General features: G+C 70.8%; 23 protein-coding genes. 8 read left to right on the forward strand and 15 right to left on the reverse strand.

Annotated elements, in window-relative coordinates; genetic code table 11:
• Window positions 1-8: 8 nt before the first annotated feature.
• The 4 genes from ACFSCV_RS07985 to ACFSCV_RS08000 all read right to left on the reverse strand — a co-directional run bounded on the left by ACFSCV_RS07985 (window position 9) and on the right by ACFSCV_RS08000 (window position 5,078).
• A complete protein-coding gene (locus ACFSCV_RS07985) occupies window positions 9-2,243 on the reverse strand; it encodes a xanthine dehydrogenase family protein molybdopterin-binding subunit (RefSeq protein ID WP_378798683.1) in 2,235 nt (744 codons plus the stop codon).
• Window positions 2,244-2,257: 14 nt separating this feature from the next.
• On the reverse strand, window positions 2,258-3,274 hold the full coding sequence (locus ACFSCV_RS07990; protein ID WP_378798685.1) for an FAD binding domain-containing protein: 1,017 nt from the start codon (window positions 3,272-3,274) through the stop codon (window positions 2,258-2,260).
• On the reverse strand, window positions 3,271-3,822 hold the full coding sequence (locus ACFSCV_RS07995; RefSeq protein ID WP_378798687.1) for a (2Fe-2S)-binding protein: 552 nt from the start codon (window positions 3,820-3,822) through the stop codon (window positions 3,271-3,273). The genes ACFSCV_RS07990 and ACFSCV_RS07995 overlap by 4 nt, the downstream gene beginning before the upstream one ends.
• 341 nt (window positions 3,823-4,163) lie before the next feature.
• Window positions 4,164-5,078 carry a LysR family transcriptional regulator gene (locus ACFSCV_RS08000; RefSeq protein ID WP_378798689.1) on the reverse strand — a complete coding sequence of 305 codons (915 nt, stop codon included), beginning with the start codon at window positions 5,076-5,078 and terminating at the stop codon, window positions 4,164-4,166.
• A gap of 153 nt (window positions 5,079-5,231) precedes the next feature.
• Here ACFSCV_RS08000 and ACFSCV_RS08005 point away from each other — a divergent pair, with 153 nt between their 5' ends.
• From ACFSCV_RS08005 to ACFSCV_RS08015, 3 genes are all read left to right on the forward strand, one after another.
• Window positions 5,232-5,888 carry an isochorismatase family protein gene (locus ACFSCV_RS08005; RefSeq protein WP_378798691.1) on the forward strand — a complete coding sequence of 219 codons (657 nt, stop codon included), beginning with the start codon at window positions 5,232-5,234 and terminating at the stop codon, window positions 5,886-5,888.
• Between the two features lie 121 nt (window positions 5,889-6,009).
• On the forward strand, window positions 6,010-7,050 hold the full coding sequence (locus ACFSCV_RS08010; RefSeq protein ID WP_378798693.1) for an LLM class flavin-dependent oxidoreductase: 1,041 nt from the start codon (window positions 6,010-6,012) through the stop codon (window positions 7,048-7,050).
• 88 nt (window positions 7,051-7,138) lie between these two features.
• Entirely contained in the window at window positions 7,139-8,029 is an 891-nt protein-coding gene (locus ACFSCV_RS08015; protein WP_378798695.1) for a pirin family protein, read from the forward strand.
• 42 nt (window positions 8,030-8,071) lie between these two features.
• Here the strand turns inward: ACFSCV_RS08015 and ACFSCV_RS08020 are convergent, their stop codons facing one another.
• Genes ACFSCV_RS08020 through ACFSCV_RS08055 form a run of 8 tightly spaced genes read right to left on the reverse strand, consistent with a single transcriptional unit; the run spans window position 8,072 to window position 14,229 of the window.
• On the reverse strand, window positions 8,072-9,016 hold the full coding sequence (locus ACFSCV_RS08020) for a metal ABC transporter substrate-binding protein (RefSeq protein ID WP_378798697.1): 945 nt from the start codon (window positions 9,014-9,016) through the stop codon (window positions 8,072-8,074).
• Window positions 9,013-9,918 carry a metal ABC transporter permease gene (locus ACFSCV_RS08025; protein WP_378798699.1) on the reverse strand — a complete coding sequence of 302 codons (906 nt, stop codon included), beginning with the start codon at window positions 9,916-9,918 and terminating at the stop codon, window positions 9,013-9,015. Before ACFSCV_RS08025 ends, ACFSCV_RS08020 begins: the two co-directional genes overlap by 4 nt.
• The gene (locus ACFSCV_RS08030; RefSeq protein WP_378798701.1) at window positions 9,915-10,670 is read right to left on the reverse strand and encodes a metal ABC transporter ATP-binding protein; all 756 of its coding nucleotides are present in this window, start codon (window positions 10,668-10,670) and stop codon (window positions 9,915-9,917) included. The genes ACFSCV_RS08025 and ACFSCV_RS08030 overlap by 4 nt, the downstream gene beginning before the upstream one ends.
• Window positions 10,667-11,623 carry a metal ABC transporter solute-binding protein, Zn/Mn family gene (locus ACFSCV_RS08035; protein WP_378798703.1) on the reverse strand — a complete coding sequence of 319 codons (957 nt, stop codon included), beginning with the start codon at window positions 11,621-11,623 and terminating at the stop codon, window positions 10,667-10,669. Before ACFSCV_RS08035 ends, ACFSCV_RS08030 begins: the two co-directional genes overlap by 4 nt.
• Entirely contained in the window at window positions 11,620-12,207 is a 588-nt protein-coding gene (locus ACFSCV_RS08040) for a DUF6162 family protein (protein ID WP_378798704.1), read from the reverse strand. Before ACFSCV_RS08040 ends, ACFSCV_RS08035 begins: the two co-directional genes overlap by 4 nt.
• Complete coding sequence (locus tag ACFSCV_RS08045; RefSeq protein ID WP_378798706.1) at window positions 12,204-12,521, reverse strand: hypothetical protein; 318 nt, start codon at window positions 12,519-12,521, stop codon at window positions 12,204-12,206. The genes ACFSCV_RS08040 and ACFSCV_RS08045 overlap by 4 nt, the downstream gene beginning before the upstream one ends.
• On the reverse strand, window positions 12,518-13,057 hold the full coding sequence (locus ACFSCV_RS08050) for a thiamine pyrophosphate-binding protein (RefSeq protein ID WP_378798708.1): 540 nt from the start codon (window positions 13,055-13,057) through the stop codon (window positions 12,518-12,520). The genes ACFSCV_RS08045 and ACFSCV_RS08050 overlap by 4 nt, the downstream gene beginning before the upstream one ends.
• On the reverse strand, window positions 13,054-14,229 hold the full coding sequence (locus ACFSCV_RS08055; RefSeq protein WP_378798710.1) for a PepSY-associated TM helix domain-containing protein: 1,176 nt from the start codon (window positions 14,227-14,229) through the stop codon (window positions 13,054-13,056). Before ACFSCV_RS08055 ends, ACFSCV_RS08050 begins: the two co-directional genes overlap by 4 nt.
• A gap of 673 nt (window positions 14,230-14,902) precedes the next feature.
• Here ACFSCV_RS08055 and kdpA point away from each other — a divergent pair.
• The 5 genes from kdpA (at window position 14,903) to ACFSCV_RS08080 (ending at window position 22,808) form a co-directional block, all read left to right on the forward strand.
• Window positions 14,903-16,612: a potassium-transporting ATPase subunit KdpA gene (kdpA, locus tag ACFSCV_RS08060; protein ID WP_378798712.1), complete on the forward strand. Its 1,710-nt coding sequence runs from the start codon at window positions 14,903-14,905 to the stop codon at window positions 16,610-16,612.
• Window positions 16,613-16,766: 154 nt separating this feature from the next.
• Entirely contained in the window at window positions 16,767-18,803 is a 2,037-nt protein-coding gene (kdpB, locus tag ACFSCV_RS08065; protein ID WP_378798714.1) for a potassium-transporting ATPase subunit KdpB, read from the forward strand.
• Window positions 18,804-18,831: 28 nt separating this feature from the next.
• A complete protein-coding gene (kdpC, locus tag ACFSCV_RS08070; protein WP_378798716.1) occupies window positions 18,832-19,404 on the forward strand; it encodes a potassium-transporting ATPase subunit KdpC in 573 nt (190 codons plus the stop codon).
• A gap of 36 nt (window positions 19,405-19,440) precedes the next feature.
• Complete coding sequence (locus tag ACFSCV_RS08075) at window positions 19,441-22,122, forward strand: DUF4118 domain-containing protein (protein ID WP_378798718.1); 2,682 nt, start codon at window positions 19,441-19,443, stop codon at window positions 22,120-22,122.
• Window positions 22,122-22,808, forward strand: coding sequence for a response regulator (locus ACFSCV_RS08080; RefSeq protein WP_378798720.1), 687 nt, complete (start codon window positions 22,122-22,124; stop codon window positions 22,806-22,808). Before ACFSCV_RS08075 ends, ACFSCV_RS08080 begins: the two co-directional genes overlap by 1 nt.
• Window positions 22,809-22,966: 158 nt before the next feature.
• On the opposite strand, the gene fhuF is transcribed toward ACFSCV_RS08080, so the two are convergent.
• From fhuF to ACFSCV_RS08095, 3 genes are all read right to left on the reverse strand, one after another.
• Window positions 22,967-23,689 (reverse strand): siderophore-iron reductase FhuF, encoded by a 723-nt coding sequence (gene fhuF / locus ACFSCV_RS08085; protein ID WP_378798722.1) that lies wholly within the window; start codon window positions 23,687-23,689, stop codon window positions 22,967-22,969.
• Window positions 23,686-25,707, reverse strand: coding sequence for a Fe(3+)-hydroxamate ABC transporter permease FhuB (fhuB, locus tag ACFSCV_RS08090; protein ID WP_378798724.1), 2,022 nt, complete (start codon window positions 25,705-25,707; stop codon window positions 23,686-23,688). The genes fhuF and fhuB overlap by 4 nt, the downstream gene beginning before the upstream one ends.
• Window positions 25,708-25,827: 120 nt before the next feature.
• Window positions 25,828-26,662 (reverse strand): ABC transporter substrate-binding protein (locus ACFSCV_RS08095; protein ID WP_378798726.1); only part of this gene is annotated, 835 nt, incomplete at its 5' end.

The following is a 26,662-nucleotide window of genomic DNA, read 5'->3' on the forward strand; positions in this document are numbered from 1 at the left end:
CCTCCGCCTCAGAGCAGCTTGTCGATCGTGATCGGCAGCTCGCGCACGCGCCTGCCGGTCGCGTGGAACACCGCGTTCGCGATCGCGGCGGCCGCGCCCACGATGCCGATCTCGCCGAGACCCTTCACGCCGAGCGGATTCGCCTTGTCGTCCTCCTCGACGAAGATGACGTCGATGTTCTGGACGTCGGCGTGCGCCGGCATGTGATACTCGCCGAGATTGGCGTTCACCACGCGGCCGAGACGCTTGTCCCACAGCGTCTCCTCGTGGAGCGCCATGCCGATCCCCATCACTACGCCGCCGAGGATCTGGCTGCGCGCGGTCGCGAGGTTCAGGATCCTGCCGGCCGCGATCGCGCTGACGACGCGGGTCACCCGGATCACGCCAAGCTCCTCGTCGACCTTGACCTCGGCGAACACCGCCGAGTGCGTATAGGCCGCGAATTTCTTCGAGAAGTCTTCGTCGGGCGCGAAGTCCGCCTTGGCCGTCACCGCGGCCTCGCCCGAGGCGCGGACCGCGTCGGCGAAGCTGACCGACTGGCTTTCGTCCGAGCCGAGCGCGATCCGACCGTTCGCGAACGCGACATGGTCGAGCGAGGCGTTGGCGAGCGGGCTGCCGTCGAGCCCGCGGGCGTGCTTCAGCAGGTTCTCCTTCAGCGCCTTGCACGCGACGCGGACGGCGTTGCCGGCGGACGCGGCGGCCCAGGAGCCGCCCTCCACCGGGGCCATCGGCAGCGTGGTGTCGCCGACCCTCGCCGTCACGTCGCCGATGTCCAGACCGAACTCGTCGGCGGCGATCTGCGACAGGATCGTGTAGGTCCCGGTTCCGATGTCGGCCGTGCCGCAGGCGACTTCGAGCCTGCCGTCTGCGGAGAGCGTCGCGCTCGCCGAATGCGGCTGCATCATCGCCTCCCAGCAGCCCGTCGCCATGCCGAGCCCGACGAGCTCCTTCCCGTCGCGCATCGATCGCGGTTCGGGGCTCCGCTTCGACCAGCCGAAACGCTCCGCGCCCTGGGCGTAGGCCGCCCTGAGCTCCTTCGACGAGAACGGCTTGTCGTCGTTCCTGTCCCTCTCGGCGTAGTTCTTCAGCCGAAGCTCCAGCGGATCGACCCCGAGCTCGTAGGACAGCTCGTCCATCGCGGCCTCAAGCGCATAGACCCCGAGCGTCGCGCCGGGCGCGCGCATGTCGGAGGGCGTGGCGGTGTCGATCTTCGCGAGTTCGTACTTGAGGCTGACGTTCGGGCAGTCGTAGAGCAGGCCCGACCAGTTCACGATCGGCTCCTGATAGTCCTCGTAGCGCGAGGTCGCCTGGATGGCGTGATGGCTGATCGAGCTCAGCGCGCCGTCCCCGTTCGCCGACAGCGCCACCGTCTGCAGCGTGTCGGGCCGCCAGCCCATCGTGTACATCTGGGCGCGGGTCAGCACGAGCCGCACCGACCGTTCGAGCTTCAGCGCCGCCATGGTCGCAAGCACCAGATCGTAATGCGGCCGGAGAGCCATGCCGAAGGCCCCGCCCACGAAGGGCGAATTCACCGTGACGTTGTCCGGATCGAGCCCGAACACCGCGCAGATGTAGTTCTTCGGGTTGATGACGCCTTGGGTCTTGGTGTGGATCGTCAGGCGTCCTTCTCCCTCCCAGACCACGGTCGTCGCCATCAGCTCCATCGGATTGTGATGTTCCGGCGCGACCCGGTAGTCATTGCGGAGGCGGATGGCCGCCCCCTCGAACGCCGCCTCGGCGTCGCCGCGGGGCGGCGGGGGCGGGGGGATGCCGTCGCGGGGCTCGAACGTGTCGTAGGCCTCCCCGCGCGCCGCGGCGACGTCGACGACGGGCGGCTCCGCCTCGTACTCCGCCGCGACCAGCGAGGCGGCGTGGCGCGCGTTCTCATGGGTGTCGGCGATCACCAGCGCGATCGCCTGACCGCTGTAGACGATGCGGTCGTCCTTGAGCGGCCGGAACGGGCTGCCCGGCACCGCCACCATGTCGTTGAGGTAGGGCTCGTCGCTCTCGGGGATGTCGGGACGGTTCTCGTGGGTCAGGATGTCGATGACGCCGGGCGCGGATCGCGCCTTTGACAGGTCGAGCGAGACGATCCGGCCCTTTGCGATCGTCGCCGGCGCGGCGGCCGCGTAGACCATGTCGTCGGCGCGGAACTCGGCGGCGTATCGCGCGCGGCCCGTGACCTTGAGCGCGCCGTCGACGCGCGGCTGGGCGCGGCCGACATACGGATGGACGTTGGACATGTCTTCCCGTCCCTTCAGTTGACGATCTTGTTGGACTGGACCTGCGGGGTTCCGGCGGCGGCCTGGGACAGCGTCCGGATCACCGCGCGGCGCGCGAGCTCGATCTTGAAGTCGTTCTCGCCCTGGCCGACCGCGCCTTCCAGCAGACGGTCCGCCGCCTTACCGAACACGTCCGAGGACGGCGTCTCGCCCTTCAGCAGCGCCTCGGCTTCGGGAACGCGCCAGGGCTTGTGCGCGACGCCGCCGAGCGCGACGCGCGCCTCGGCGATCCGGTCGCCGTCGAACTCGATCGCGGCGGCGACCGAGACCAGCGCGAAGGCGTAGGACAGCCGGTCGCGGAGCTTGAGATAGCTGTGGTTCCGGCCGAACCGCGGCGCCGGCAGCTCGACCGCCGTCACCATCTCGCCATGCGCGAGCGTGTTGTCCTTCTCCGGCGCGTCGCCGGGCAGGCGGTGGAAGTCCTCGAACGCGACCGTCCGCGCGCCGTCCGGTCCCTCGACATGGACCGTCGCGCCGAGCGCGGCCAGGGCGACGCACATGTCCGAGGGGTGGGTGGCGATGCAGGACGAACTCGCCCCAAGGATCGCGTGAATGCGGTTCACGCCGCCGATCGCCGAGCAGCCGGAGCCGGGCTCGCGCTTGTTGCAGGGCGCCGCGGCGTCGTAAAAATAGTAGCAGCGGGTGCGCTGGAGCAGGTTGCCGCCGGTGGTGGCGGCGTTTCTGAGCTGGGCCGAGGCGCCGGCGAGGATGGCGCTCGAAAGCAGCGGGTAGTCGCGCACGACGCGGGCGTCATAGGCGAGGTCGGAGTTCGGCGCGAGCGCGCCGATCTTGAGCCCGCCGCCCGGCGTCTCCTCGATCGCCTTGAGCGGCAGCCGCGTGATGTCGACCAGCCGTCCGGGCCGCTCGACGTTGTATTTCATCAGGTCGACGAGATTGGTGCCGCCCGCGATGAAGCGCGCCTGCGGATCGCCCGCCACCGCCTGGATCGCGTCGCTGATCGTGGCGGCGCGCGTGTAGCCGAAGTTCATCATTCCGCAGCCTCCAGCGAGGGCGTCCCCAGGGTCGGCGCCTCGCGCCCACGGCGCGCGTCCTCGATCGCCTCGACGATGTTGGTGTAGGCTCCGCAGCGGCAGAGGTTGCCGCTCATCAGCTCGCGGATTTCCTCCTGCCCGTGGGCGTGGCCCTCGTCCAGCATGCCGACCGCCGAGCAGATCTGGCCGGGCGTGCAGTAGCCGCACTGGAAGGCGTCATGGGCGATGAAGGCGGCCTGCATCGGGTGCAGACGGTCCGGCGTCCCGAGCCCTTCGATGGTGGTGATCTCGGCTCCGTCCTTCATGACGGCGAGCTGGAGACAGGAATTCACCCGCCGGCCGTCGACGAGCACCGTGCAGGCGCCGCACTGGCCCTGGTCGCAACCCTTTTTTGATCCGGTGAGGTGGAGCCGCTCGCGCAGCAGATCGAGCAGCGTCACGGACGGCTCGACGGACAAGGTGTGGGTCTGGCCGTTCACGGTAAGCGTGACGGACACGGGCTCGGGGGCCGAGCCGGATTGCGCTGGCGACAACGGGACATCTCCCAAAACTGGAACGCCGCGCCGTCCAACCCGCGCGGCAGGCGGTCTTGGGATGAGAACAATTCAAATCGGCGGTCGTTCCCCTTCCGCGACAATTGAGGCGCCAGACGATCCCCTCGCCCCTCGCGCAAGGCGCGGACGCTGCGCTCGATGCTCCTTTGGCGTCGGGAGGCTGATGAGGCGGACGAGGCCGTCAACGGTCGAAGTCGCGTCCATGCGTGAGCGCATATGGCGTGCGAACATAAGGCGAGGAGCCGCGCCGGTTTCCCGAACGTCGCGATTTCCCGAACCTCCGGAGGTCGCCCTGTCACCGTCGTGAACGAGGGCTCCGCGGCAGGAAGGCGGCCTCAGCCCTCGCGTAGCCGGCTTCTGTGACCGCTTCGGGCGAGGTGGGGAGGCTTGCCGAAGTATTCGATCAGGAGGTCGGTCAGGACCCGCACCTTGCGTTCGGGGTGCTGTCCTCTCGGGCGAACGACATAGGCTCCGGCCGAAGGCGGCGGATAGCGCGTCATGATCGGGACGAGCTCGCCCGAGACGATGTAGTCGTGGGTGACGCAATCCGGCAGCCGGGCGACGCCCAGGCCCGCCGCGGCCGCCGCCGCGAGCGCCGCGCCGTTGTCGGCCTTGAAGCGTCCCTGCGGGTGGACCGTGACCACCTCGTCTCCATCCTCGAACTGCCAGGTTTCCGTCCCCTGCATGAGGGCCTGATGCTCGAGGATGTCATCCGGCGTCTCGGGGGCGCCGTGAGCCTTGATGTAGCTGGGGCTCGCGACGAGTTTTCCGTACATCGGCCCGACGCGCCTGGCGATCAGGTTGGAGTCCTGCAGGTAGCCGACGCGGATCGCGCAGTCGTACCCTTCCGAAACCAAGTCGACGAAGCGGTCGCTGTAGCAGGCGTGGACGTGAAGCTGCGGGTGCCGCCGCGCCAGCTCCGCCAGCGCCGGCGCGAAATGGGTCGGTCCGAAAGTCAGCGGCGCCGCGACCCTTAGCCGGCCGCGAAGGTGTCCGTTCGGAAGGATGGTCTCCCGCGCCACGTCGATCTCGGCGCAGACCCGCGCCGCGTGGTCCCGGAACGTCGCCCCGGCCTCGGTCAGCGCGGCGCCGCGGGTGGTGCGGGCGAGAAGCTGGACGCCGAGCTCGGTTTCCAGCCGGATGAGCCGCCGGCTGACGATCGACTTCGAGACGCCGAGACGCCCTGCGGCCGCCGTGACGCCTCCGGCGTCGGCCACTTCCACGAATGTCCGCAGATCTTCGATGTCCACGTCGGCGTTCCCCGTTGCGCGACACAGTTTAGCTCAGACCGACGCTACCGCCTCGTCTTCTGAGACGGCAACGTCTCGCCCGGCGTTCGGCGACGCAGTCGGCGGATGTCCATGCAAATAAAACTCATCAATTCGATATCTAAGGATGTAGTCGTGACGTTTCGAAACGGACTTGAATCGCTTTTGCGCCCCGAAGAATCGGTTGTTGTGCTGATCGACCACCAGCCTTTCCAGCTCACTAATCTGAATAGCCATGACCCGCATATGGCGATCAACAACGCGGCGGCGCTGGCCGCGACCGCGAAGGCGTTCGACGTCCCCGTTGTGCTGACGAGCGTGCTCGAAGCTCAGGGCGGCGTCATTTTCCCCCAGATCACGAGCCAGTTCCCCGGTCAGGAGGTGATCAATCGCACCTTCATCAACACCTGGGAGGACCAGAAGGTGGTCGACGTCGTCAAGGCGACGGGCCGCAAGCAGCTGATCATCGCCGGCCTTTACACCGAGATCTGCGTCGCCATGCCGGCCATCCAGGCCGCGGGCGAAGGCTGGGACGTCACGGTGGTCACCGACGCCTCCGGCGGCGTGTCGCTCGAGGCGCATCAGGTCGCGATCCAGCGCATGATCGCCGCCGGCGTGAACATGATCACGTGGATGGCCGTGCTGGGCGAATGGCAGCGCGACTGGGCGCGGACGGAAAAGCTGCCCGCGGCGGTCGAGGTGATGAAGCAGTACGCCGGCGCCAGCGGCATCGCCTTCCTGTGGGAGCAGCAGCTGCTCAACACGCCGGTTCCGTCCAAGGCCGTGCGCTGATCGAAGCCTGATGGCAGGGTAGCGCTTGATCGAGGGGCGTCGCCCGGATGGCGACGCTCCTCACCGTGGCGCGGGCGCAGGCGACGGCGGTCCGCGGCCACAGACTCTGCAAGGACATCGCATGGAAATCGGCATCGACAGCTTCGCCGCCATCCTTCCCGATCCGGCGACGGGCCGGCCGCCCTCCGCGACCGACCGGATGGCCGACCTGCTCGGCGAGGTCGAGGTCGCGGACCGGGTCGGGCTGGACGTCTTCGGGATCGGCGAGCACCACCGCGCCGAGTTCCTGGATTCCGCCCCTGCGGTCGTTCTCGCCGCCGCGGCCGCGCGCACGAACCGGATCCGGCTGACGAGCGCCGTGACGGTGCTGAGCGCCGCCGACCCGGTGCGGGTGTTCCAGGAATTCGCGACGCTCGACCTGATCTCGAAGGGCCGCGCCGAGATCGTCGTCGGCCGGGGGTCGTTCGGCGAGGCCTATCCGCTGTTCGGCCTCGACACGCGCTCCTACGACGCCCTGTTCGCCGAGAAGCTCGACCTGTTCCTGAAGCTGAGGGAGCAGACCGAGATCACCTGGGAGGGCCGTTTCCGACCTCCGCTCACCGGACAGGGCGTCTTTCCGCGCCCGCACCAGACGCAGCTGCCGGTCTGGATCGGCGTCGGCGGCACGCCGCAGTCCTTCGCACGCGCCGGCGCGCTCGGCCTCCCGCTGATGGTCGCGATCATCGGCGGCACGTTCGAGCGCTTCCGCCTGCTGGTCGACCTTTACCGCGAGACCGGCCTGCGGGCCGGGCACGACCCGGAGGCGTTGACGGTGGGCGTTCACGCCATCGGCTTCGTCGGCGAGACCGCGCAGGCGGCCAGGGACGCCTTCTTCCCCGGCTGGGCGCATCTGATGTCGACGGTCGGGCGCGAGCGCGGCTGGCCGCCGCCCACGCGTCAGCAGTTCGAAGCGATGGCCGGGCCGGAAGGCGCGTTCCTGATCGGAGATCCGGCGACCGTCGCGGCCAAGATGCTGCGGGCGAGCGAGGCGCTGGGCGGCGTTTCGCGGATCACCTTCCAGATGAGCACGGCCTCGCTTGAGACGGCGGCGATGAAGCGTTCGATCGAACTGCTGGGCGTCGAAGTCGCGCCGATCATCCGCGCCGCCCGGCCCGCGCCATGAGGGACGCCGCAGACGCGTCGCAGGACGAGGCGCCGGCGGTCCCCGGCGGCGCCTCGTCGTTCGATCCCGAGGAAGCAGGAGGGAAAGGATGATCGAGCTGATCATCGAGCAGCGGCGCCGCAACCTTGGCGGCTTCGAGGTCGGGCGCGTGCTGCCCTTCGCGAAGCGGCGCATGGTCGGGCCGTTCATCTTCTTCGACCACATCGGACCGCTCGATCTCGCGCCCGGCGTCGACCGCGGCGTCGACGTCCGTCCGCATCCGCATATCGGCCTGTCGACCGTCACCTACCTGTTCTCCGGCGAGATCATGCATCGCGACAGCCTCGGCTACGAGCAGGCGATCCGCCCGCAGGAGGTGAACTGGATGACCGCGGGACGCGGCGTCACGCACAGCGAGCGGTTCGAGCATGCGCGCGTCCATGGCGACCGCCTGCACGGCGTCCAGGCCTGGGTGGCGCTGCCCACAGAGCATGAGGAGGTCGCCCCGTCCTTCTCGCACCACGCCGGCCTCGATCTGCCGCAATGGAGCGACGCCGGCGTGCACGGCCAGCTCATCGCGGGCGGCGCGTACGGGCTGACGGCCGGCGCCGAGACCCACTCGCCGCTGTTCTACGCCCATCTCGACATCGAGCCGGGGGCGACCGCCGAGATTCCCGGCGGCCACAAGGAGCGCGCGCTCTACGTCGCGACCGGCGCGGTGGAGCTCGACGGCGCGCGCTACGGAGCCGGCGTCATGCTGGTCCTCGGCGCGGCCGCCTCGCGCGTGCGGGCGGTCGAACGCTCGGCGGTGATGATGCTCGGCGGCGAACCCGTCGGCGAACGTTTCATCCACTGGAACTTCGTGTCGTCCTCGAAAGACCGGCTCGCGCAGGCGGCTTCGGACTGGAAGGCCGGACGGATGAAGCTACCGGACGCCGACGACGAGGAGTTCATCCCTCTGCCGGACGAACCCTCGCCGCCGGCTCCCCCCATGTCGTGAGGCGGGGAGGCCGCGCCGTCACGCAACGGGCGCGAGCGCGGCCTATTTCGGACGCGCAAGCGCGTCGGTCAGGTCCGCGACGTTTCGCTCGACGACCGCGACCGGGTCGCCGGCCGCCGTCTCCGCCTGCTCCATCACGACCACGCGCGCGCCGGAGGACGAGACGGCTTTCGCGATCTCTTCCGACGGCTCGGCGTCGAGCAAGACGACGGCGGCCTTGCGCGCCTTGATCAGGGCGGCGAGCCTCTCGGCGCGCTCCGGGGTCCATTCGCCCGGCGCCGCGGTGATCGAGGCGAGGAGGTCCAGCCCGAGATCGTTCGCGAGATAGCCGTAGCGCCCCGACAGCGCGAGCACGGTCACGTCGGGCGCCGCCGCGAGCCCGACGTCCGCCTTCGCCTTGACGGCGATCAGCCGGCGCTTCATCGCGGCGAGGTTTCCGGCGATCGCCTCCTTCGCCTCCGGAGCGAGCCGTTCGAGGTCGGCGGCCACGACGTCGGCCATGCGCCCGAGCGCCGTCGGCGACAGCCACGGCGCCGCGCCTTCGCCGGTCGCGGGCATCGGGCTGAGGTCGAGCGCCGCGTAGGCCTGCGCGTCCTCCTGCGGCGCGAGCAGGGCGATGCCCGGCAGCGCGCCGTCGAGCGGCCGGCCGGCGTCGATCTCGACAATGCGGATGTTGGCGCGGCGCGCATGCGGATAGAGCGGATCATCCGGCCAGAAGGAGCGGAACGTCACCACGGCGTCGGCGGTCCCGGCAGCCGCGCGCAGCGTCGCGGCGCCCCGGCCCGCGAGATAGGAGGCGAGCCGCGTCGCCGGCAGTTTCGCTGGCTGGACCGGCCTCACGTCGATCGGCGACCCCGCGGCGAGCGCGGCCGTGATCGCCTGCGCGGCCGGATGGGCGGTCAGGACGACGGTCTTGTCCTCGGCCCGGGCGGCGCCGAGGGTGAGGGCGAGCGCGAGGCCGGCCGCGAGCAGGCGCAGCGCCGTCATGCGGCGGATCCTTTCAGCGCGGGGACGACGGCGCGGGCGAGCGCGGCGAGCAGGAACAGCAGGCCGGCCGTCAGGATGATGGCCGCGCCCGAAGGCACCGGCAGGTCGAGCTCCATCGGCGCGACGACGCCGATGACCGCGCTCAGTGTCGCGATCGCCATCGACAGGAACAGGAAGCCGCGGAGCGACGTCGCGACCGTGCGCGCCGCCGCCGCCGGGATGACCAGCAGCGCCCCCACAAGGATCGCGCCGATGATCTTCACGCTCGCGACCGTGACCACGGTGACGAGGATCACGAACAGGTAGTCGAGCGCCTTGACCCTGACCCCGCGCACGCTCGCGAGCGCCGGGTTGAAGCTCGCCAGCATGAAGCGGTTGTAGAACGCGAAGGTGAGCGCCAGCGTCGCCGAACCGACGACGGCCAGGATCGCGATGTCCTCGCCCGCGACGGTGAGCACCGAGCCGAACAGCACGTTCTCGAGGATGTGGATGTTGATCCTGCCCGCGAGAACCAGCAGCACGCTGGCCCCGAGCGCCAGGGACATGGACAGCGCGACGCCGATCAGCGTGTCGGCCGAGAGCCCGGTGCGGTTGCGCAGGTAGTTGAGACCGATCCCGAACAGCAGGCAGTAGCCGAACAGCGCGCCGTAGGGGCCGGTATAGGGCTCGCCGATCAGGATGCCGATCGCGACGCCGGTCAGCGCCGCGTGGCCGACCGCCTCCGAGAAGAACGCGTGGCGCTTCACCACGACGAGCGTTCCGAGTCCGCCGAGCACGGGGCCGACGATGAGGCCGGCGACGAGCGCGTTGACGATGAAGCCGTAGGCGAGGGAGGGCGGCAGGAAGCCGGCCGCGGCCTGCGCCTGCACGAACGCGCGGAACGCTTCGAAGGCCTCGCTCACAGGCCGCTCCCCGCCCGGCGCAGCGCGGCGACGCTCGTTCGCGCGGCGGCCGCCGGGTGGTGCGAGAACAGCGTGAGCAGGCGCTCGGGCGTGAGCTCGGCGGCCGGCGGCCCGTCGAACAGCACGCTGCGGTTAAGCCCCGTGACGCGATCGGCCAGCCGGCGGACCGCGGCGAGGTCGTGCTCGATCCAGAGCACGGTGGCGCCCCGCGCCTTGAGCTCCGCGATCAGCGTTTCGAACGCCGCGACGCCCGCCTCGTCGAGCGCCGCCATCGGCTCGTCGAGCACGAGGAGGTCGGGCTCCGGGATCAGGGCCTGGGCCATCAGGGCGCGCTGCCGCTCGCCGCCCGAGAGCGCGCCGACGAGCCGTCCGGCCTTCTCCGCCATGCCGACGCGGGCGAGAGCCGAGACGATGGCGTCGCGGTCGCGCGCGGCGGGCCTCAGGAAGGCGGGACGGCGCGCCGTCATGGCCGCGAGCGCGTCCGTCACCGTCATCGGCAGGCCGCGGTCGAAGTCGAGCGCCTGGGGCACGTAGGCCGTGACGCCGGGCGCGCCCGGCCAGTCGATCGCGATCTCGCCGGAATGCGGCGCCTGGCCGAGCAGCGCGCGCACCAGCGAGCTCTTGCCGCCGCCGTTCGGCCCGACGATCGCGTGGACGTAGCCCGCCGCGATCTCGAGGTCGACGCCGCGAAGGATTTCGGCGCCGCCGAGCGTCAGCCCCGCGCCAAGGAAGGAGACCCTGGGCCCGGTCACCGTCCCGCCTCCGCGGCGGCCGGGCCGCCCATCTCCTTGATGGCGCGCACGACGGTGGCGAAGTTTTCGGCCATCTCGACCTCGAACTTCTCGGGCGCGTACTCGCCGTAGATGATGTGGCTGAGCGGGTAGAGCCTCACCCCTGTCTCGCGCCGGATGGTGTCGACATAGGCGGACGGGAAGTTGAGCTCCGAGAAGATCACCTTCACGTCGAGCGCCCGGATCTGCTCGATGGTCTTGGCGAGCTGCGCCGGGCTCGGCTCGACGCCGTGCGCCGGCTCCACCACGGCCGTCACCTCGAGGCCGAACTCGCGCAGCAGGTAGTCGTAGGCGCCGTGGATGGTCGCGACCCGGAACGAGGCGCCGGGCGCCTCCGAAATCTGCGCGAGCGCCGCGGCGCGGATCTTCCGCAGGCGCTGGGCGTAGGCGCCGGCGTTCGCCGCATAGAAATCCGCGTTGTCCGGGTCGAGCCGCGCCAGCTCGCGCGCGATGGTCTGGACCTGGGTGATGGAGCCGGTGATCGACAGGAAGGTGTGGGAGTTCACCACCTTGCCGGAGATCGTCCTGCCCCGGGACTGCGCCATCTGCCCGACGGCCGCGAGCAGGGCGACGTCGCGGTTCGCCTCGACGATCGCGACGTTCGGGTTCTCGGACGCCCGGATCATGCGTTCGGCGAAGTCGTCATGGCCGATGCCGTTCAGCACCACGACGTCGAGCGTCCCGAGCCGCTTGATGTCCTCGCCGCGCGGCTCGTAGGCGTGCGGGTTGAAGCCGACGGGAATGAGCGGAACGACGTCGGCGCGGTCGCCCACGATGTTGGCGACGTAAGAGTAATAGGGATGGAGCGTCACGCCGATGCGGAGACGCTTGCCCGCGCGAAGGGGCGGCGCGAGGACGACGGCCGCGGCGGCGCCGAGCAGAAGGCCGCGCCGCGAAGGGGAGGGGGCGCTCATCTCGTCTCCCGCGTCACGCTGGCGTCGTAGCGCGACGTCACCTGTCTCCAGCCCGCGGCGATCAGGCGTTCGTTCGAGAGTCCTTCGACGGACCCCGCCGCGACATGCGCCCAGACGCTGGAAACGGGCTCGCCGTCATGGCCGTGCGCGTCCGGCGACGGCTGTGCGATCCGAAGCAGCAGCGAGCGCGCGGTCGCGGCGTCGCCGGTCGCGCCGAGATAGGCGACCGTCGCGCCGTCGCGCGTGAGGCTCCAGGCATGGCCGCCGCGCTTGGCGGTCGTGACGTCGCGCGCGAACGGCGGCAGCGCTTCGGCGGCGAGCGCTTCGGGCGTCGGGAATTCGTCGCCCACGGCTGCGGCGCGAATGTCTTCGGCGGCCGCCAGCAGGTCGGCGTTGAGGCCCTGCTCGGCGGCGTTCAGCCCGTCGCGCGCGTCGATGCGCCAGGCCGCAAGAGTCGTCTCGTCGGCCGGCCGCGCGCGGATCAGCGCGGTCGCGCCCGCCGCCGCCACGATCGCCGCGCAGAGCGCCGCGACCAGAAGCGTTTCGCGACCCGCCCCCGCCGGCCGGACGACGACCCGCGTCACGGGATGTCGTTGTGGTCGACCTCGACCACATGGCCCGGTCCGGCGTCGAACAGCACGTAGAACTCGCCCGAGGGCGGCTTGAACTCGACCACGCTGTCCTTGCCGAACTTGCCGGGGATCAGCACCGACTCGTCGTAGCCGATGACGTCGAGCTTCACGCCTTCCGCGCCCGTGCCGTCAGAAAAGCCGCCCTTGCAGCGGATCGTCTCGCCATGCTTCTCGCAGGCGCAGAAGGGGTAGTGCGCCTGGGCAGGCGCCGCGAGGCACACGAGCCCGAGGGCGGCGGCGAGCGCGCCGGGACGCAGTCTGTTCATGGCTTTCGCCCTCCGTTGCGCTTGAGCCAGTCCGCCGTCACCGGCGAGACGTCCGTGAGCTTGAGCGGCGCCTGCTGCATCGAGCCGTCCCATCCTTCGAGCGTGAGCCAGACCTCGGCGTCCGGACTCGTGCGCTCCGGCACGGGCAGGCCCGCCGTCTGGCGGTAGGGCGTGCCGAAGAAGATCGCGCCCGTCGCCCGCAGCGACCGCGGCTTGCCGACCTTCAGATAGGCGGCGCGCACCTCGGTCAACGCGCGGCCCGTCAAAGCCAGCGAGAACAGCTTCACCGGCCCCGCCGGCCCCTGGACCTGAGGGGCCATCAGGTCGAACTCGGCGAGCCTGACCGTCCACGGCCCGACCTGCCGTTCGCCGATCTCGCGCGCGCCGAGGCCCGACGTTCCGGCGAACATCGCGACCTGCTCGAAATAGAGCGGCGTCAGCGCGGCGGGCACGAGGACGACGAGCGCGCTCAGGTGAAAGCGCCAGCGCAGCCACCAGCGCTTCAGCGTTCCGGTTTCGATGGTCGCGACGCTCATTCCGCGGGCTCCGGGAACGGGGCCGGCATCGGCTCGCCGCGGGCGACCGAGACGGTCGCCTGCGCCGTCCGTTTCGTCCAGATCATCACGCCGCTCAGCGACAGAGCGGTCAGCATCGCGCCGAACAGGAAGTAGACGAGCTTCAGCGACAGACCGACGAAGTCGCCGACATGCAGCGGCCGCATGCTTTCGGTGACGAGCTCGAGCGCGTTGCGGTCCGACACCCGCCGGGTCCACTCCACGCCGTAGGTGTAGGGATTGACGGCGGCCTGCTCGAAGATCAGCGGATAGGAGCCGCGCCCCCAGACGCTCACATGGCTGAAGGCGTTCTGGGGCAGCATGATCAGGCCGGGCTCGAGATCGGGAAAACTTTCCTTCGCCGCCGCCACCGCGCGGTCGACGCTGACCTTCGGAGGCGCCTCGCCGGCCTTGAGGTTCGGCGCATGCTCGCGCGCGACGATCGGCGGGGCACCCGCCGTCGAGATCGAGATGGCGTTGTCGAACAGGATCGCCTGGATCAGGAACCAGCCTGCCGTCACGGACATGATCGCGACGAAGGGGATCGACCAGATCGCGACCAGCCGGTGCAGGTCGCCCCAGAACGCCCGCGGCCCCTTGGACAGCCTCAGCCTCGGCCTGAGATAGGCCCGCCAGAACTTCTTGTAGACAACGACGCCGGTGATCAGCGAGCCGAGCAGCGGGATCGACAGCAGCGAGACCGCGTACCAGCCGATCGCGAATCCGTTGGTGAACGGGGTGAGCAGCCAGCCGTGCAAAGCGCGCGTGAACTGCTGGAAGTCGAACGCGCCCTGCTCGCCTTGGATCTCGCCGGTGTAGGGGTTGACGAACAGCTCGACCGTCGCCCCGTCCGGCCGCGCGACCTCGACGCGAAGCGCGAACTGCGACTTCACTGAGCGGACGATCTGCGTCGGGACGACCCCGGGCCGCTGCCGCTCGACCGCCGCCAGCGCCTCGTCATAGCCGAGCGGCGTGGCGTCGGCGGACGGCGCGTTCGCGCGAACCGCCGGGTTCGCCAGCCAGACGATCTCCTGGCTCACTGTCGCGATCGTGCCGGTGAGGCACACGAAAAACAGGAACGCCCAGATCGGCAGGGCGAGCCAGGAATGGGCCAGGAACCAGATGCGCGCGGACGAGCCGCTCTTCTTCGCCATGCCGGACAGTTTCTCCTCGGCTCGCCTGTCTCCCGAGCCTTCCTTGCGCGGGCCTACCTATCAGGCCCGACCGGGCGACCGCACCCCTTTTCCCGCCCCGGCGCCTTCACGCGCCGGCGTCGAAATCCCGGTCACCGTCGCGCTTCGCGGAACGTCGTGAGTCCGCCCGCGAAGGCTAGAAACCACCCGCTGGAAAATCGAGCAAGATCAATATTCTAGACTTGTTCTAAGCCATGGCGATTTTCGCTGATCGAGGCGGCTGAGCCCGCCCCGATGCGCCGCGCGACGCGTTCCGCCCTTCGTGTGGATGTCGCCGCCGCTGAACGACACAGCCTCGCCGCGCCAACGCGGATTTAACGCCCGCAGGCCTTCGCCCTCATCGATCCCCAACGCGCGCCGGGGCCAGTCTCCATGCGGAGATCAACCCCCGTGGGACCCACTGACGATGATGGACTTGCTGATGCTGGCGGCCGGCCTGGCGGCTTTCGTGGCGCTCGGTTCCTATGCGCTCGCCTGCGAGAGGCTTTGAGAGCCGTGACGCTGCTCGGTCTTCCGTTTCTCGACGCCGCCTTGGGCGGAGCCGCGGCCGTCATCACGGCCGCGGTCTTCGTCGCGGCCCTCCTTCGCCCCGAGCGCTTCTGACGCCGCCGGCGCATATTCCCGGACATCCGACATGACGTTCAACGGCTGGATGCAGATCGCGCTGTTCTGCGCGCTCGTGCTCGCGCTCGCCCGCCCCCTCGGCGGCTTCCTGACCCGGCTCTACGCGGGCGAGCGCACGTTCCTTCATCCCGTGCTCGCGCCGGTCGAGCGCGGCTTCTACCGGCTTGCGGGCGTCAAGCCCGACGCCGAGCAAGGGTGGGCGGCCTACGCGCTGGCGATGCTCGCCTTCAACGCCCTCGGCTTCCTCGCGGTCTACGACCTGCTGCGCCTTCAGGGCGCGCTGCCGCTGAACCCGCAGGGCTTCGCCGGCGTCGCGCCCGATCTCGCGCTCAACACCGCGGTCTCCTTCGCCACCAACACCAACTGGCAGTCCTATGGCGGTGAGACGACGCTGTCCTACGGCTCGCAGATGTGGGCGCTGACCGTGCAGAACTTCGTCTCCGCCGCGACCGGCATGGCGGTCGCGGTCGCGTTCGTCCGCGGTTTCGCCCGGCGGTCCGCGAGCGGCGTCGGCAATTTCTGGGCGGACCTCACCCGCTCCACGCTCTACCTGCTGCTGCCCGCCTGCCTCGTGCTCGCGCTTGCCTATGTGGCGATGGGCGTTCCCCAGACGCTGTCGTCCTACACGACCGCCCGGACGCTCGAGGGCGCCGAGCAGACAATCGCGCTCGGGCCGATCGCGAGCCAGCTCGCGATCAAGATGCTCGGCACCAACGGCGGCGGCTTCTTCAACGCGAACTCCGCCCATCCGTTCGAGAACCCGTCGGCGCTCGCGAATCTCGTCCAGATGGTCTCGATCTTCGCGATCGGAGCGGCGCTGACCAACCTGTTCGGCCGCATGGTCGGCGACGAGCGTCAGGGCTGGGCGATCCTCGCGGCGATGGGGGCGCTGTTCCTGACGGGCGTCGCGCTGGTCTACTGGGCCGAGGGCTCGGCCAACCCGATCCATGCCGCGCTCGGGCTCGATCCGGCGGGCGGAAACATGGAGGGCAAGGAGGTCCGCTTCGGCGTCGCGCTGTCGGCGCTGTTCGCGGCGGTCACCACCGCCGCCTCCTGCGGCGCCGTCAACGCCATGCACGACAGTTTCTCGGCGATCGGCGGGCTGATCCCCATGATCAACATGCAGCTCGGCGAGGTCGTCATCGGCGGCGTCGGCGCGGGACTCTACGGCGTGCTGCTGTTCGCCGTGGTCGCGGTGTTCGTCGCCGGGCTGATGGTCGGGCGGACGCCGGAGTACGTCGGCAAGAAGATCGAGTCCCGCGAGGTGAAGCTCACCATGCTGGCGCTGCTCTGCTCGCCGGCCGCCACGCTGATCGCGCTCGCCGCGGCGTCCGTGAGCCCCCTCGGGCTCGCCGGGCTGCAGGAGAGCGGTCCGCACGGCTTCTCGGAGATGCTCTACGCCACGACCTCGGCCGCGGCCAACAACGGCTCGGCGTTCGGCGGGCTGACGGCCAACAGTCCCTTCTGGAATCTGCTGCTCGCCGCCGGGATGATGATCGGCCGCTTCGCCCTCATCGTGCCGATGCTGGCGGTCGCCGGCTCGCTCGCGGGCAAGCCCGCCGTTCCCCCCTCCGCCGGCACCTTCCCGACGCATGGCGGCCTGTTCGTCGGGCTGCTGGTCGGCGTGATCCTGATCGTCGGCGGCCTCACCTACCTGCCTGCGCTGACGCTCGGGCCGGTAGCCGACGCCTTCGCCACGGCGCAGGGGAGGACGTGGTGAGGCCTTGCCTTCTTGTCCCGGCCTTGCGCCGGGACCCAGAGCCTCGACGCTTCCAGAAGACCTCCACCCTCGCCGTCATACCTTGCGAGCCCCGCGCGTCTGGGTCCCGGCTCAAGGCCGGGACAAGACGGCGGCGCCAATCCGAGCCAACACCATGTCCGCACAACCCCGCTCCCTGCTTGACCCCGCGCTGATCGTCCCGGCGCTCGGCGCGGCCGCGCGCAAGCTCGATCCGCGCGAGATGATCAGCAACCCCGTGATGTTCGCGGTCGAGATCGTGGCCGTGGTCGCCACGCTCCTGTTCGCCCGCGATCTGGCCGCCGGCGGGGAAGCGGGCTTTTCGGGGCAGATGGCCGTCTGGCTCTGGGCGACGGTCTATTTCGCGACCTTCTCCGAGGCCGTGGCCGAAGGGCGCGGCAAGGCGCAGGCGGACGCGCTCCGGCGCACCCGGTCCGAGACCATGGCGAAGCGCCTCCTCGGCGACGGCGACCGGGTCGAGGAGGTGGCGGCCGCGTCGCTCAAAGTGGGCGACCACGTCCTGGTCGACGCCGGCGACCTCATTCCCGGCGACGGCGAGGTGGTCGAAGGCGTCGCGACGGTCGACGAGAGCGCGATCACCGGCGAAAGCGCGCCCGTCATCCGCGAGTCGGGCGGCGACCGCTCCGCCGTCACCGGCGGCACCAAGGTCCTGTCGGACCGCATCCGGGTGCGCATCACGGCGGCGGGCGGCTCGAGCTTCCTCGACCGGATGATCGCGCTGGTCGAAGGCGCCGAGCGCGCCAAGACCCCGAACGAGATCGCGCTCACGATCCTGCTCGCGGGCCTCAGCCTGATCTTCGTGCTGGCGGTCGCCACCATCCCGTTCTTCGCGTCCTACGCCGGCGGCGTGGCGTCGGTGATCGTGCTGGCGGCCCTGTTCGTCACGCTGATTCCCACGACGATCGGCGGCCTCCTGTCCGCCATCGGCATCGCGGGCATGAACCGGCTCGTGCGCTTCAACGTGCTGGCCATGTCCGGCCGCGCGGTCGAGGCGTCCGGCGACGTCGACGTGCTGCTGCTCGACAAGACCGGCACCATCACCCTCGGCAACCGTCAGGCGTCGGAGTTCATCGCCCTGCCGGGCGTCGCGCCCGCCGACCTCGCGGCGGCGGCGCAGCTCACGAGCTTTTCCGACGAGACGCCCGAGGGCCGCTCGATCGTCGTCCTCGCCAAGGAGGCGCACGGTCTGCGGGGCCGCGAGATGGGGCGGCTCGACGCGACCTTCGTGCCCTTCACGGCGCAGACCCGCATGAGCGGGATCGACGTCGGCGGGGTCAGAATCCGCAAAGGGGCGGCCGACGCGATCATCGCTCACGTGAAGGCGCTCGGCGGGATCGTTCCGCCGGAGCTGCCGGAGATCGTCGAGCGGGTCGCCAGGTCCGGCGGGACGCCGCTCGTCGTGTCGCGCGACGCGCAGGCTCTCGGCGTCGTCCATCTGAAGGACATCGTGAAGGGCGGCATCCGCGAACGCTTCGCGGAGCTGCGGGCGATGGGCATCCGCACCGTCATGATCACCGGCGACAACCCGATGACCGCGGCGGCGATCGCGGCGGAAGCCGGCGTCGACGACTTCCTCGCCGAAGCCACGCCCGAGATGAAGCTCGCCCTGATCCGCAAGGAGCAGGCCGGCGGCAAACTGGTGGCGATGTGCGGCGACGGGACCAACGACGCCCCGGCGCTCGCCCAGGCGGACGTCGGCGTCGCGATGCAGACCGGCACGGTCGCGGCGAGAGAGGCCGGCAACATGGTCGATCTCGACAGCGACCCGACGAAGCTCATCGAGATCGTCGGCATCGGCAAGCAGCTGCTGATGACGCGCGGCGCGCTGACAACCTTCTCGATCGCGAACGACGTCGCGAAGTATTTCGCGATCCTGCCGGCGATGTTCGTCACGCTCTATCCGTCCCTGAGCGCGCTGAACGTCATGGGGCTGGCCTCGCCGCAGAGCGCCATTCTCTCGGCCATCATCTTCAACGCGCTGATCATCGTCGCGCTGGCGCCCCTCGCCCTGAAGGGCGTCGGCTACCGGCCGTCGAGCGCGGCCGCGCTGCTGCGGCGGAACCTCGCCGTCTACGGCCTCGGCGGCCTCGTGGCGCCCTTCGTCGGCATCAAGCTCATCGACATGGGCGTCTCGGCGCTCGGGCTCGCGTGACGCGGCCATCCATTTCGGACATCCCAAAATGCTCTCGCATCTCCGCCCCGCCTTCGTGCTGCTCGTCCTGTTCACGCTCGTCACCGGCGTCGCCTATCCGCTCGCGGTCACGGGAATCGCCCAGGCGGTCGCGCCGTCGGCCGCCAACGGCTCGATGGTGGAAAGGAACGGGACAGTCGTCGGCTCCAGCCTGATCGGCCAGGCCTTCACGAGCCCGCGCTACTTCCATGGCCGGCCCTCGGCCGCTGGCGCGAACGGCTACGACGCATCCGCCTCGTCGGGCTCGAATCTCGGCCCCACCTCGAAGGCGCTCGCCGAGCGGATCGCCGGCGACGTCCAGAAGGCGAGGGCCGAAAACAGCATGACGGGTCCGGTCCCGGCCGACCTCGTGACCGCGTCCGGCTCCGGCCTCGATCCCGACATCTCGCCGGCCGCCGCCTTCGCCCAGGTCCAGCGCGTCGCGCGCGAGCGCGGTCTGCCGGAGGCCGACGTGCGGGCGCTGGCGCAGCGGGCGGTCCAGCCCCGCGCGCTCGGCCTGCTGGGCGAACCCCGCGTCAACGTGCTCGCGCTCAACATGGCGCTCGACGCGCTGAAGCCGTGAGGCGCTGCGGCGGCAAGGGCGTATAAGGCGGCCCATATGGTCGCCGACGCCCGCCCATCGCCTGACAGCCTTCTCAGCCTCGCCAGCCGCGAGGCGCGAGGGCGGCTGAAGATATTCTTCGGGGCGGCCCCCGGCGTGGGCAAGACCTACGAGATGCTGTCGGCGGCGCAGGCCGCGAGACGCGAAGGGGTCGACGTGGCGGTCGGCGTCGTCGAGACCCACGGCCGCGCGGAGACCGACGCGCTGTTGAAAGGCCTCGAGGTCGTTCCGCGGCGCGACGTTCCCTACCGCGGCCGGACGCTCGCCGAGATGGACATCGACGCGGTGCTGGCCCGCGCGCCGAGGCTCGTGCTCGTCGACGAGCTCGCCCACACCAACGCGCCGGGCTCTCGCCATCCGAAGCGCCATCATGACGTCGAAGAGATCCTCGCGGCCGGGATCGACGTCTTCACGACGCTGAACGTCCAGCACCTCGAAAGCCTGAACGACGTCGTGGCCCGCATCACGCGGGTCCGCGTGCGCGAGACCGTGCCGGACCGCATCTTCGACCTCGCCGACGAGGTCGAGGTCATCGACGTGACCCCGGACGCCCTCCGCAAGCGGCTCTCGGACGGCAAGGTCTATGTGCGCGAACAGGCCGAGCGCGCGGTTCGCCACTTCTTCCAGCCAGGCAACCTCACCGCGCTCCGCGAGCTCGCGCTCCGCCGCACCGCCGAGCGGGTCGACAGCGACATGCGCGGCTACATGGCCGCGAACGCGATCGAGGGGCCGTGGCCCGCGGCCGAGCGCGTGCTGGTCGCGATCGATGAGCGGCCGGGGGCCGCGTCGCTTGTGCGCGCGGGCAAGCGCCTCGCCGACCGCGCCCGTGCGCCATGGCACTGCGTCGCGGTCGAGACGCCGCGCCACGTCCGACTGTCGGAGCTCGAGCGCGACCGGATCGCCGACACGCTGCGGCTCGCCGAGGCGCTCGGCGCGGAGGCGCTGGTGCTGCCCGGCGGCCGCGACGTCGCCGACGAGCTTCTCTATTTCGCCCGCAGCCGCAACGTCACCACCATCCTGGTGGGCAAGGCCCGGCGCTCGTTCTGGTTCGCGCTGACGCGCGGCTCGGTGGTCGCCGACCTGATCGACCGCGCCGGCCCGATCGCCGTGCAGGTCGTCTCCGGCGACGGCGAGACGGCGCCGCCGAAGACGGTCGAGACGCGCGCGGCGGAGCGCGGGCCAGGCGGCGCGGCCTATGCGCTCGCCGCGGCGGGCGTGGCGCTTGCGGGCGGCGTCGGCCTCGCGATCGATCTGACGATCGACCTGCCCAACATCTCCCTGATCTTTGTGCCGCCGGTGCTGCTCGTCGCGGTCCGCTATGGCTTGGCGCCGTCGCTTGCGGCCTCCGTCATGTCGGCCGTCGCCTACAACTTCCTGTTCCTCGAACCGCGGTATTCGCTGACCGTCGACGATCCCGAAAACGTGGTCGCGCTGGTGTTCTTCTCGCTGACCGCGCTGCTCGCGAGTTCGGTCGCGGCGCGCGCGCGGGCGCAGACGATCGCCGCGCGGACCCAGGCGCGCGTGACGGCCGAGCTCTACGCGTTCTCGCGCAAGCTCGCCGCGGTCGGAACCGAGGACGACCTGCTGTGGGCGGCGGCCCATCAGGTGGCGCTGATGCTGAAGGCCGACGTCGTGCTGTTGACCGCCCAGTCCGAAGGGCTCGCGATCGGCGGGGCCTATCCGCCCGAGGACGAGCTCGACAGGGCCGAGCTCGCCGCCGCGACCTGGGCCTATGAGCACGACGAACCGACCGGGCTCGGCGCGCCGACGCTTCCCGGCGCGACGCGGCTGTTCCTTCCGCTGAAGACCAGCCGCGGGCGGCTCGGCGTCGTGGGCGTCGCGCGCCGCGTCGACGGCGCTGTCCTGACGCCGGTCGAGCGCCGGCTGCTCGACGCGCTCGTGGACCAGACCGCGGTGGCGCTCGAGCGTGTCCGGCTCGGAGTCGATGTCGACCAAGCGCGGCTCGAGGCGGAGACGGAACGGCTGCGCGGGGCGCTGCTGACCTCCGTCAGCCATGACCTGAAGACGCCGCTCGCCACCATCATGGGGGTCATCACGAGCCTGAGGAGCTTCGGGACTCGCTACGACGACGCCACCCGCGACGAGATGCTGGCGAGCGCCGAGAGCGAGACCGAGCGGCTGACGCGCTTCGTGGCGAACCTCCTCGACGTGGTGCGCCTCGACGCCGGCGGCGTCGCGGCCAAGCGCGAGCCGATCGACGTCGAGGACATCACGGGCGTCGCGCTCCGCCGCGCGGCGGGCGCGCTTGGGCCACGCGCCGTCGCGCTCGACTTTCCGGAGCAGCCTCTTACGGCGCTGGGCGATCCGGTGCTGTTCGAGCACGCGCTCACAAACCTGCTGGAGAACGCCGGAAAGCACACGCCCGCCGCCGCCCGCATCGAGATCCGCGGCGCGCGCGCGGGTGGCGAAATCGCGGTGAGCGTGACCGACGACGGGCCCGGGATCGCCCCGCAGGACATGCCCTACATCTTTGACCGCTTCTATCGCTCCGCGGGCGGCGATCGGAAAACGCCGGGCGCTGGCCTCGGCCTCGCGATCGCCCAGGGCTTCGTCGAGGCGCTCGGCGGCTCCGCGACCGCGGAGCCCGCCCCGTCGGGCCGCGGCGCCCGCTTCACGCTGCGGCTTCCGGCCGCGGAAGAGACCGGGAGCGCGTCCTGATGGCCTCGAGCGCGATCACCGTCCTGATCGTCGACGACGAGGCGCCGATCCGGCGCTTCCTGAAGGCGACGCTCGTGGTCAACGACTACCGGACGTTGGAGGCGGACACCGCCGCCGAGGCGCTGCGCCTGCTGCGGCATGTCGCGCCGGAGCTCGTCCTGCTCGACCTCGGGCTCCCGGACATGGACGGGCTCGACGTCATCCGGGAGATCCGGACCAGGAGCCCGGTCCCGATCGTCGTGCTGTCGGCCCGCGGGGAGGAGGCCGCCAAGGTCGCGGCGCTCGATCTCGGCGCCGATGATTATGTGACGAAACCGTTCGGGACCGACGAACTGATGGCCCGCATGCGCGCGGCGCTCCGCCACCGGCTCGCCGACCGGGGCGCGGAGCCGATTTTCGTCGCCGGCCCGCTGACGGTCGATCTCGCGCGCCATCTCGTGACGCGCGACGGGGCCGAGGTGAAGCTCAGCCCCAAGGAGTTCGCGATCCTGCGCGAACTCGTCGTCCACGCGGGCAAGGTGCTGACCCATCGCCACCTGTTCCGCGCCGTCTGGGGCCAGGACGACGGCGACCAGACCTCCCTGCGCGTCTTCGTCCGCCAGCTCCGCGTCAAGCTAGAGGCCGATCCGGCCCGCCCCGCGCTGCTCCTGACCGAGCCCGGCGTCGGCTATCGCCTGACGGCGTGACGGCCTCGACGCCCACCCCACGAGCCTGAGCGGCGGCGTTGACCGCCCGGCGCGCCGTGTTGACCGGGCTGAATCTCGCTCTGCTGGCGGCCCTGCGCTGGTGCTGCAGCCGAAGGTTGAAGACCAGCCGACGGCTCCCGACGTCCTCTCGCGCCCGTTTACCGCGCTTGATGTCTGCTGGCGGCTTGGGGCGCGATCGGGCAGGTGCCGCAGTAGCTGATGTTCGGCGCCAGATAGCGCAGGCAGCAAACCCTGCGAATTCGTCCGCCGCCGGGTGGATAGCTCACGGTGGCGTAAAGCGGGTTCGGGCGTCCGGCCTTCCTTCGCTTCGCCATGAGCGCGAGCCCCGCGTCCGAACCGGTCGTCGACGCGGCCAGGCGGCGCGTCTCACGCACGACGTAGTCGAACACGTTGCCGGCGTTGCTCCAGAACACCTTCGTCGAGGCTCCGCTGACGGAGGCCAGCGCCGCGATCAACGGCGCCACGTGAGCCTCTATCAGGTCATCGAAGCGATGCTCGGCCAAGCCGGCGGACAGCGGCTCGCCGGCATGCTCAAGGACGATCTGCTCGGTCCGTCCCATGTCGTCGCTGACGATTCCGACCCGGTCGATCGCTATCGGAAGATCGATGTCGAGCAGGAGGTTCGCCGCGAGCGCGCTTGGCATCAGCGTGCTGAAATGGCTTTTCGACCAGATGGACGCGACGGCGCGGCGGTCGCCGTCGCCATAGTTCGGCGCGAGCCTTTCGATCAGCTCTCGCAAGACTGCGCGGTCGAGCAGGTCTGCGCCCGGCCTCGCGTTCTCGATCGGCCCGAGCGTCAGGGCGTCGGCGAACGGCTCGAGTGGTCCTTTGAAGAGCGGGGCTAGCGCCGGGATGGTCATCTGCGGCTCCGCATGGCCCACGTGAAGTACAGACCGCCGATCACCGTCGCCACCACCCCGGCCGGGACCTGCCAGGGAAACGCGATCGTGCGGCCGAGCCAATCGGCCAGCACCATGATAAGCGCTCCGATGAGGCCCGCCGCAATCGTCTCGGCGAGCGCTCCGCGCACGCCGGAAAGCCTGGCCAGGTGCGGCGCCATCAAACCGACGAAGCTCAACGGTCCGACGAGCAGCGTCGAGGCTGCGGTGAGCACGGCCGCGACGCTTAGGAGGATCAGCCGAATGCGGCCGACGTGAAGCCCAAGCGCAAGAGCGCGCGGATCGCCCAGCGGCAGGATGGCGAGCCAGCGGGTCAGCAGCGGCAGCGAAAGCGCCGTCACCACGGCGAACGCACAGGAGGCCGCCGCCTGCGCCGACGACACCGAATAGGTTGAGCCTGCGAGCCATGTGAGGAACTGGGCGACGCGAGGGTCCCCGGTCACCAGCGCCATTTCCGAGACCGAGCCGAGCAGCGCCGTCAGGCCGACGCCGACGAGAAGCGTCTGCGTCGGCGCGAAGGCGGACCGCTTTCCGAGGACAAGCACCACCGACAGGCTCACGAGGGCGCCGGCGGCCGCAAGCGCCAGCGCTCCGCCATAGCCGAGGCCGGGCGCGAGGAAGGCGGCGGCGAGCAGCGCGATCGCGGCGCCGGCCGAGACGCCGAGCAGCTCGGGGCTCGCCATAGGGTTGCCGCTGACCCGCTGCAGCAGCGCGCCCGCGACGGACAGCATGAAGCCGGCCGCGAGCGCCGCGGCGACGCGTGGGCCTCGCCAGGGCGCAAGCGCCGAGAGATCGGCGCCGGTCGCCCAAACCCAGCCGTTCGGGACGCGGCCAAGCGACATCGCGACCAGTACGGCGAGCACGAGCGCCGGGAGGATCATCATGGGAAGCCACCATGAGGCGCCAATCCGGGGTGAGGCCCCTGTCGTCACCCGCTCGCCTGCCGCCGTCGATCGGAAGCGCCAGACCAGCCAGAGAAGCAGCGGCGCGCCAAGGAGCGCCGTCACGGCGCCGGTTGGCGGCAGCATGCCGCCGGTGAGCGCCACCAGCGCCTGATCGGTCAGCGTCAGCAGGCCGGCGGAAACGACCGAGCCCCAGACAAGCCGCTGCGAAAGCCGGAGTGCGCCTGCGGCCCGAGCGATCGCGGGTCCCGCGAGCCCCACGAACGCGATCGCGCCGACGCTCGCCACGACGGTCGCGCTGACGAAGACCGCGATCGCGAGCGCCATGAGCCGGGTCAGTCCGAGCCGCGCGCCCAGGCTGCGCGCGCCGGCGTCGTCGAGATCGAGCAGCGCGAGCGACCGCGCCGCGAAGGCGGCGGCCATGCCCGCGACCGCGATGCGTGGCGCAAGGCCAAGCGCCGTCGACCAGTCGTTCTGCGCGAGCGAGCCGGCTTGCCAGATCATGAGGTCCGACAGCAGCTCGAAATTGCCGATCGTCAGCATCTTGTTCGCGGCTTCGAGCGCGAGAGAGACGATCATGCCCGAGAGTATGAGCGCCGCAGGCGCGAAGCCTCTGCCTCGGCTGAGCAGCAGGACGATCGCCATGCTCAAGGACGCGCCGGCGAGCGCAAGCGGCTCGTACCCGTAGGCGAGCAGTTCCGGGGCCCAGAGCGTCGCGGCGAACAGGGCGAAGCGCGCGCCCGCGAACACCCCGAGCGTGCCGGGTTCGGCGAGCGGATTTCTCAGAACCTGCTGCAACAGCGCGCCGGACAGACCGAGCCCGAGACCGCAGAGAAGCGCGACGGCGATGCGCGGCAGAGCGCTGTAGCGCAGGACGAGTTCGCGCATGTCGTTCTCATCGGGCGCGACCAGCGCCTCCAGCCAGCGCCCGGCGGGCGCAGTCGACGACAGGTTGAAGGCCGCGAGCGCGAGCCCGAACGCCAGCAAGCCGATCGCGACCGCGGCCGCGCCGACGACCGGCCGGCGGGCGGCGTTCGGGGCCTTGGCGGACGACGCCGTGTCCGACCGGGCCGTCATGCCCGCGCCTTCGAGCGAGCGAACACGACCTCGACGTAGGGCGCCGCGGTCTTAACGCGTGGATGCTCGCGCCGCCGCGGGGGCATGACGGCGTCGGGCAGGTCATATCCCGGCACGGGTCTAGCCATGAGCGCCGAGCGCCGTGCGGAGCTGGTCGGCGAGGCGCGCGGCGGAGGCGAGGCCGCCGTTCGGATGGACGACCGGCATGGCCGTCACCTCGCCGCGCCGGACCGTGGGGAGCGCCCGCCACAGCGGGCTGCGCTCCAGCCGCGCGATCGCCCGTTCCGTCTCGGAGCCGCGGTGGAAATGCACGATGCGCGCGGACGGCATGGAGGCGAGCGTCTCGACCGACGCGAGGGAGGCGCCGAAGGCGTTCTGCCGGCCCGTCCACGCATTGACCACCCCGCAGCGTTCCGCGACGGCGCCCAGCACGCTCTTCGTGCCGAACACCGCGAGGTGCCGCCCGTCCTCGAAGAAGCGGCAGAGCAGCGTCGGCTGCGGCGAGACGGTTTCGCGCGCGAGGGCGCAAGACGCCCCGAGGGCAGCGACAAGGGCGCCGACCTCGGCCTCCCGCCCGACGATCGTGGCGAGCCGGAGCGCGACCGCCTCCAACCGTTCGAGCGGCGGCCGGGGCGAGAGGTCGCCCAGAACCTCGATGGGCGCGACGCGCGCGAGCGTGGCCCGGTTCGCGTTCGCCTCCCAGGCGGGAACGACCATGAGATCCGGCGCAAGGTACTGCAGGAACTCGAGGTTGGGTTGCTGGATCGGACCAAGGTCCAGCACGTCGGCCGGCAGCTCCGGCCGGCCGATCAGGCGGCGATAGAGCGGGTTGTCAGCGGCGGCTATCGGCGGCGCGCCGAGCGAGACCAGGATTTCAGTGAGTTGCAGTTCGAGCGAGACCACGCGCAGCGTCGCCGCCTGCGCAGGCGTCCGAACGCCGACGGCCGCCGAGGCG

The organism is Methylopila henanensis (assembly GCF_042681025.1).
Lineage (GTDB): Bacteria > Pseudomonadota > Alphaproteobacteria > Rhizobiales > Methylopilaceae > Methylopila > Methylopila henanensis.

Coding starts and splice junctions, on each gene's coding strand:
- ACFSCV_RS07985 (WP_378798683.1), bottom strand. CDS start 2,243: ATGTCCAACGTCCATCCGTATGTCGGCCGCGCCCAGCCGCGCGTCGAC.
- ACFSCV_RS07990 (WP_378798685.1), bottom strand. CDS start 3,274: ATGATGAACTTCGGCTACACGCGCGCCGCCACGATCAGCGACGCGATC.
- ACFSCV_RS08010 (WP_378798693.1), top strand. CDS start 6,010: ATGGAAATCGGCATCGACAGCTTCGCCGCCATCCTTCCCGATCCGGCG.
- ACFSCV_RS08015 (WP_378798695.1), top strand. CDS start 7,139: ATGATCGAGCTGATCATCGAGCAGCGGCGCCGCAACCTTGGCGGCTTC.
- ACFSCV_RS08020 (WP_378798697.1), bottom strand. CDS start 9,016: ATGACGGCGCTGCGCCTGCTCGCGGCCGGCCTCGCGCTCGCCCTCACC.
- ACFSCV_RS08035 (WP_378798703.1), bottom strand. CDS start 11,623: ATGAGCGCCCCCTCCCCTTCGCGGCGCGGCCTTCTGCTCGGCGCCGCC.
- ACFSCV_RS08045 (WP_378798706.1), bottom strand. CDS start 12,521: ATGAACAGACTGCGTCCCGGCGCGCTCGCCGCCGCCCTCGGGCTCGTG.
- ACFSCV_RS08050 (WP_378798708.1), bottom strand. CDS start 13,057: ATGAGCGTCGCGACCATCGAAACCGGAACGCTGAAGCGCTGGTGGCTG.
- ACFSCV_RS08055 (WP_378798710.1), bottom strand. CDS start 14,229: ATGGCGAAGAAGAGCGGCTCGTCCGCGCGCATCTGGTTCCTGGCCCAT.
- kdpA (WP_378798712.1), top strand. CDS start 14,903: ATGACGTTCAACGGCTGGATGCAGATCGCGCTGTTCTGCGCGCTCGTG.
- kdpB (WP_378798714.1), top strand. CDS start 16,767: ATGTCCGCACAACCCCGCTCCCTGCTTGACCCCGCGCTGATCGTCCCG.
- kdpC (WP_378798716.1), top strand. CDS start 18,832: ATGCTCTCGCATCTCCGCCCCGCCTTCGTGCTGCTCGTCCTGTTCACG.
- ACFSCV_RS08075 (WP_378798718.1), top strand. CDS start 19,441: ATGGTCGCCGACGCCCGCCCATCGCCTGACAGCCTTCTCAGCCTCGCC.
- ACFSCV_RS08080 (WP_378798720.1), top strand. CDS start 22,122: ATGGCCTCGAGCGCGATCACCGTCCTGATCGTCGACGACGAGGCGCCG.
- fhuF (WP_378798722.1), bottom strand. CDS start 23,689: ATGACCATCCCGGCGCTAGCCCCGCTCTTCAAAGGACCACTCGAGCCG.
- fhuB (WP_378798724.1), bottom strand. CDS start 25,707: ATGACGGCCCGGTCGGACACGGCGTCGTCCGCCAAGGCCCCGAACGCC.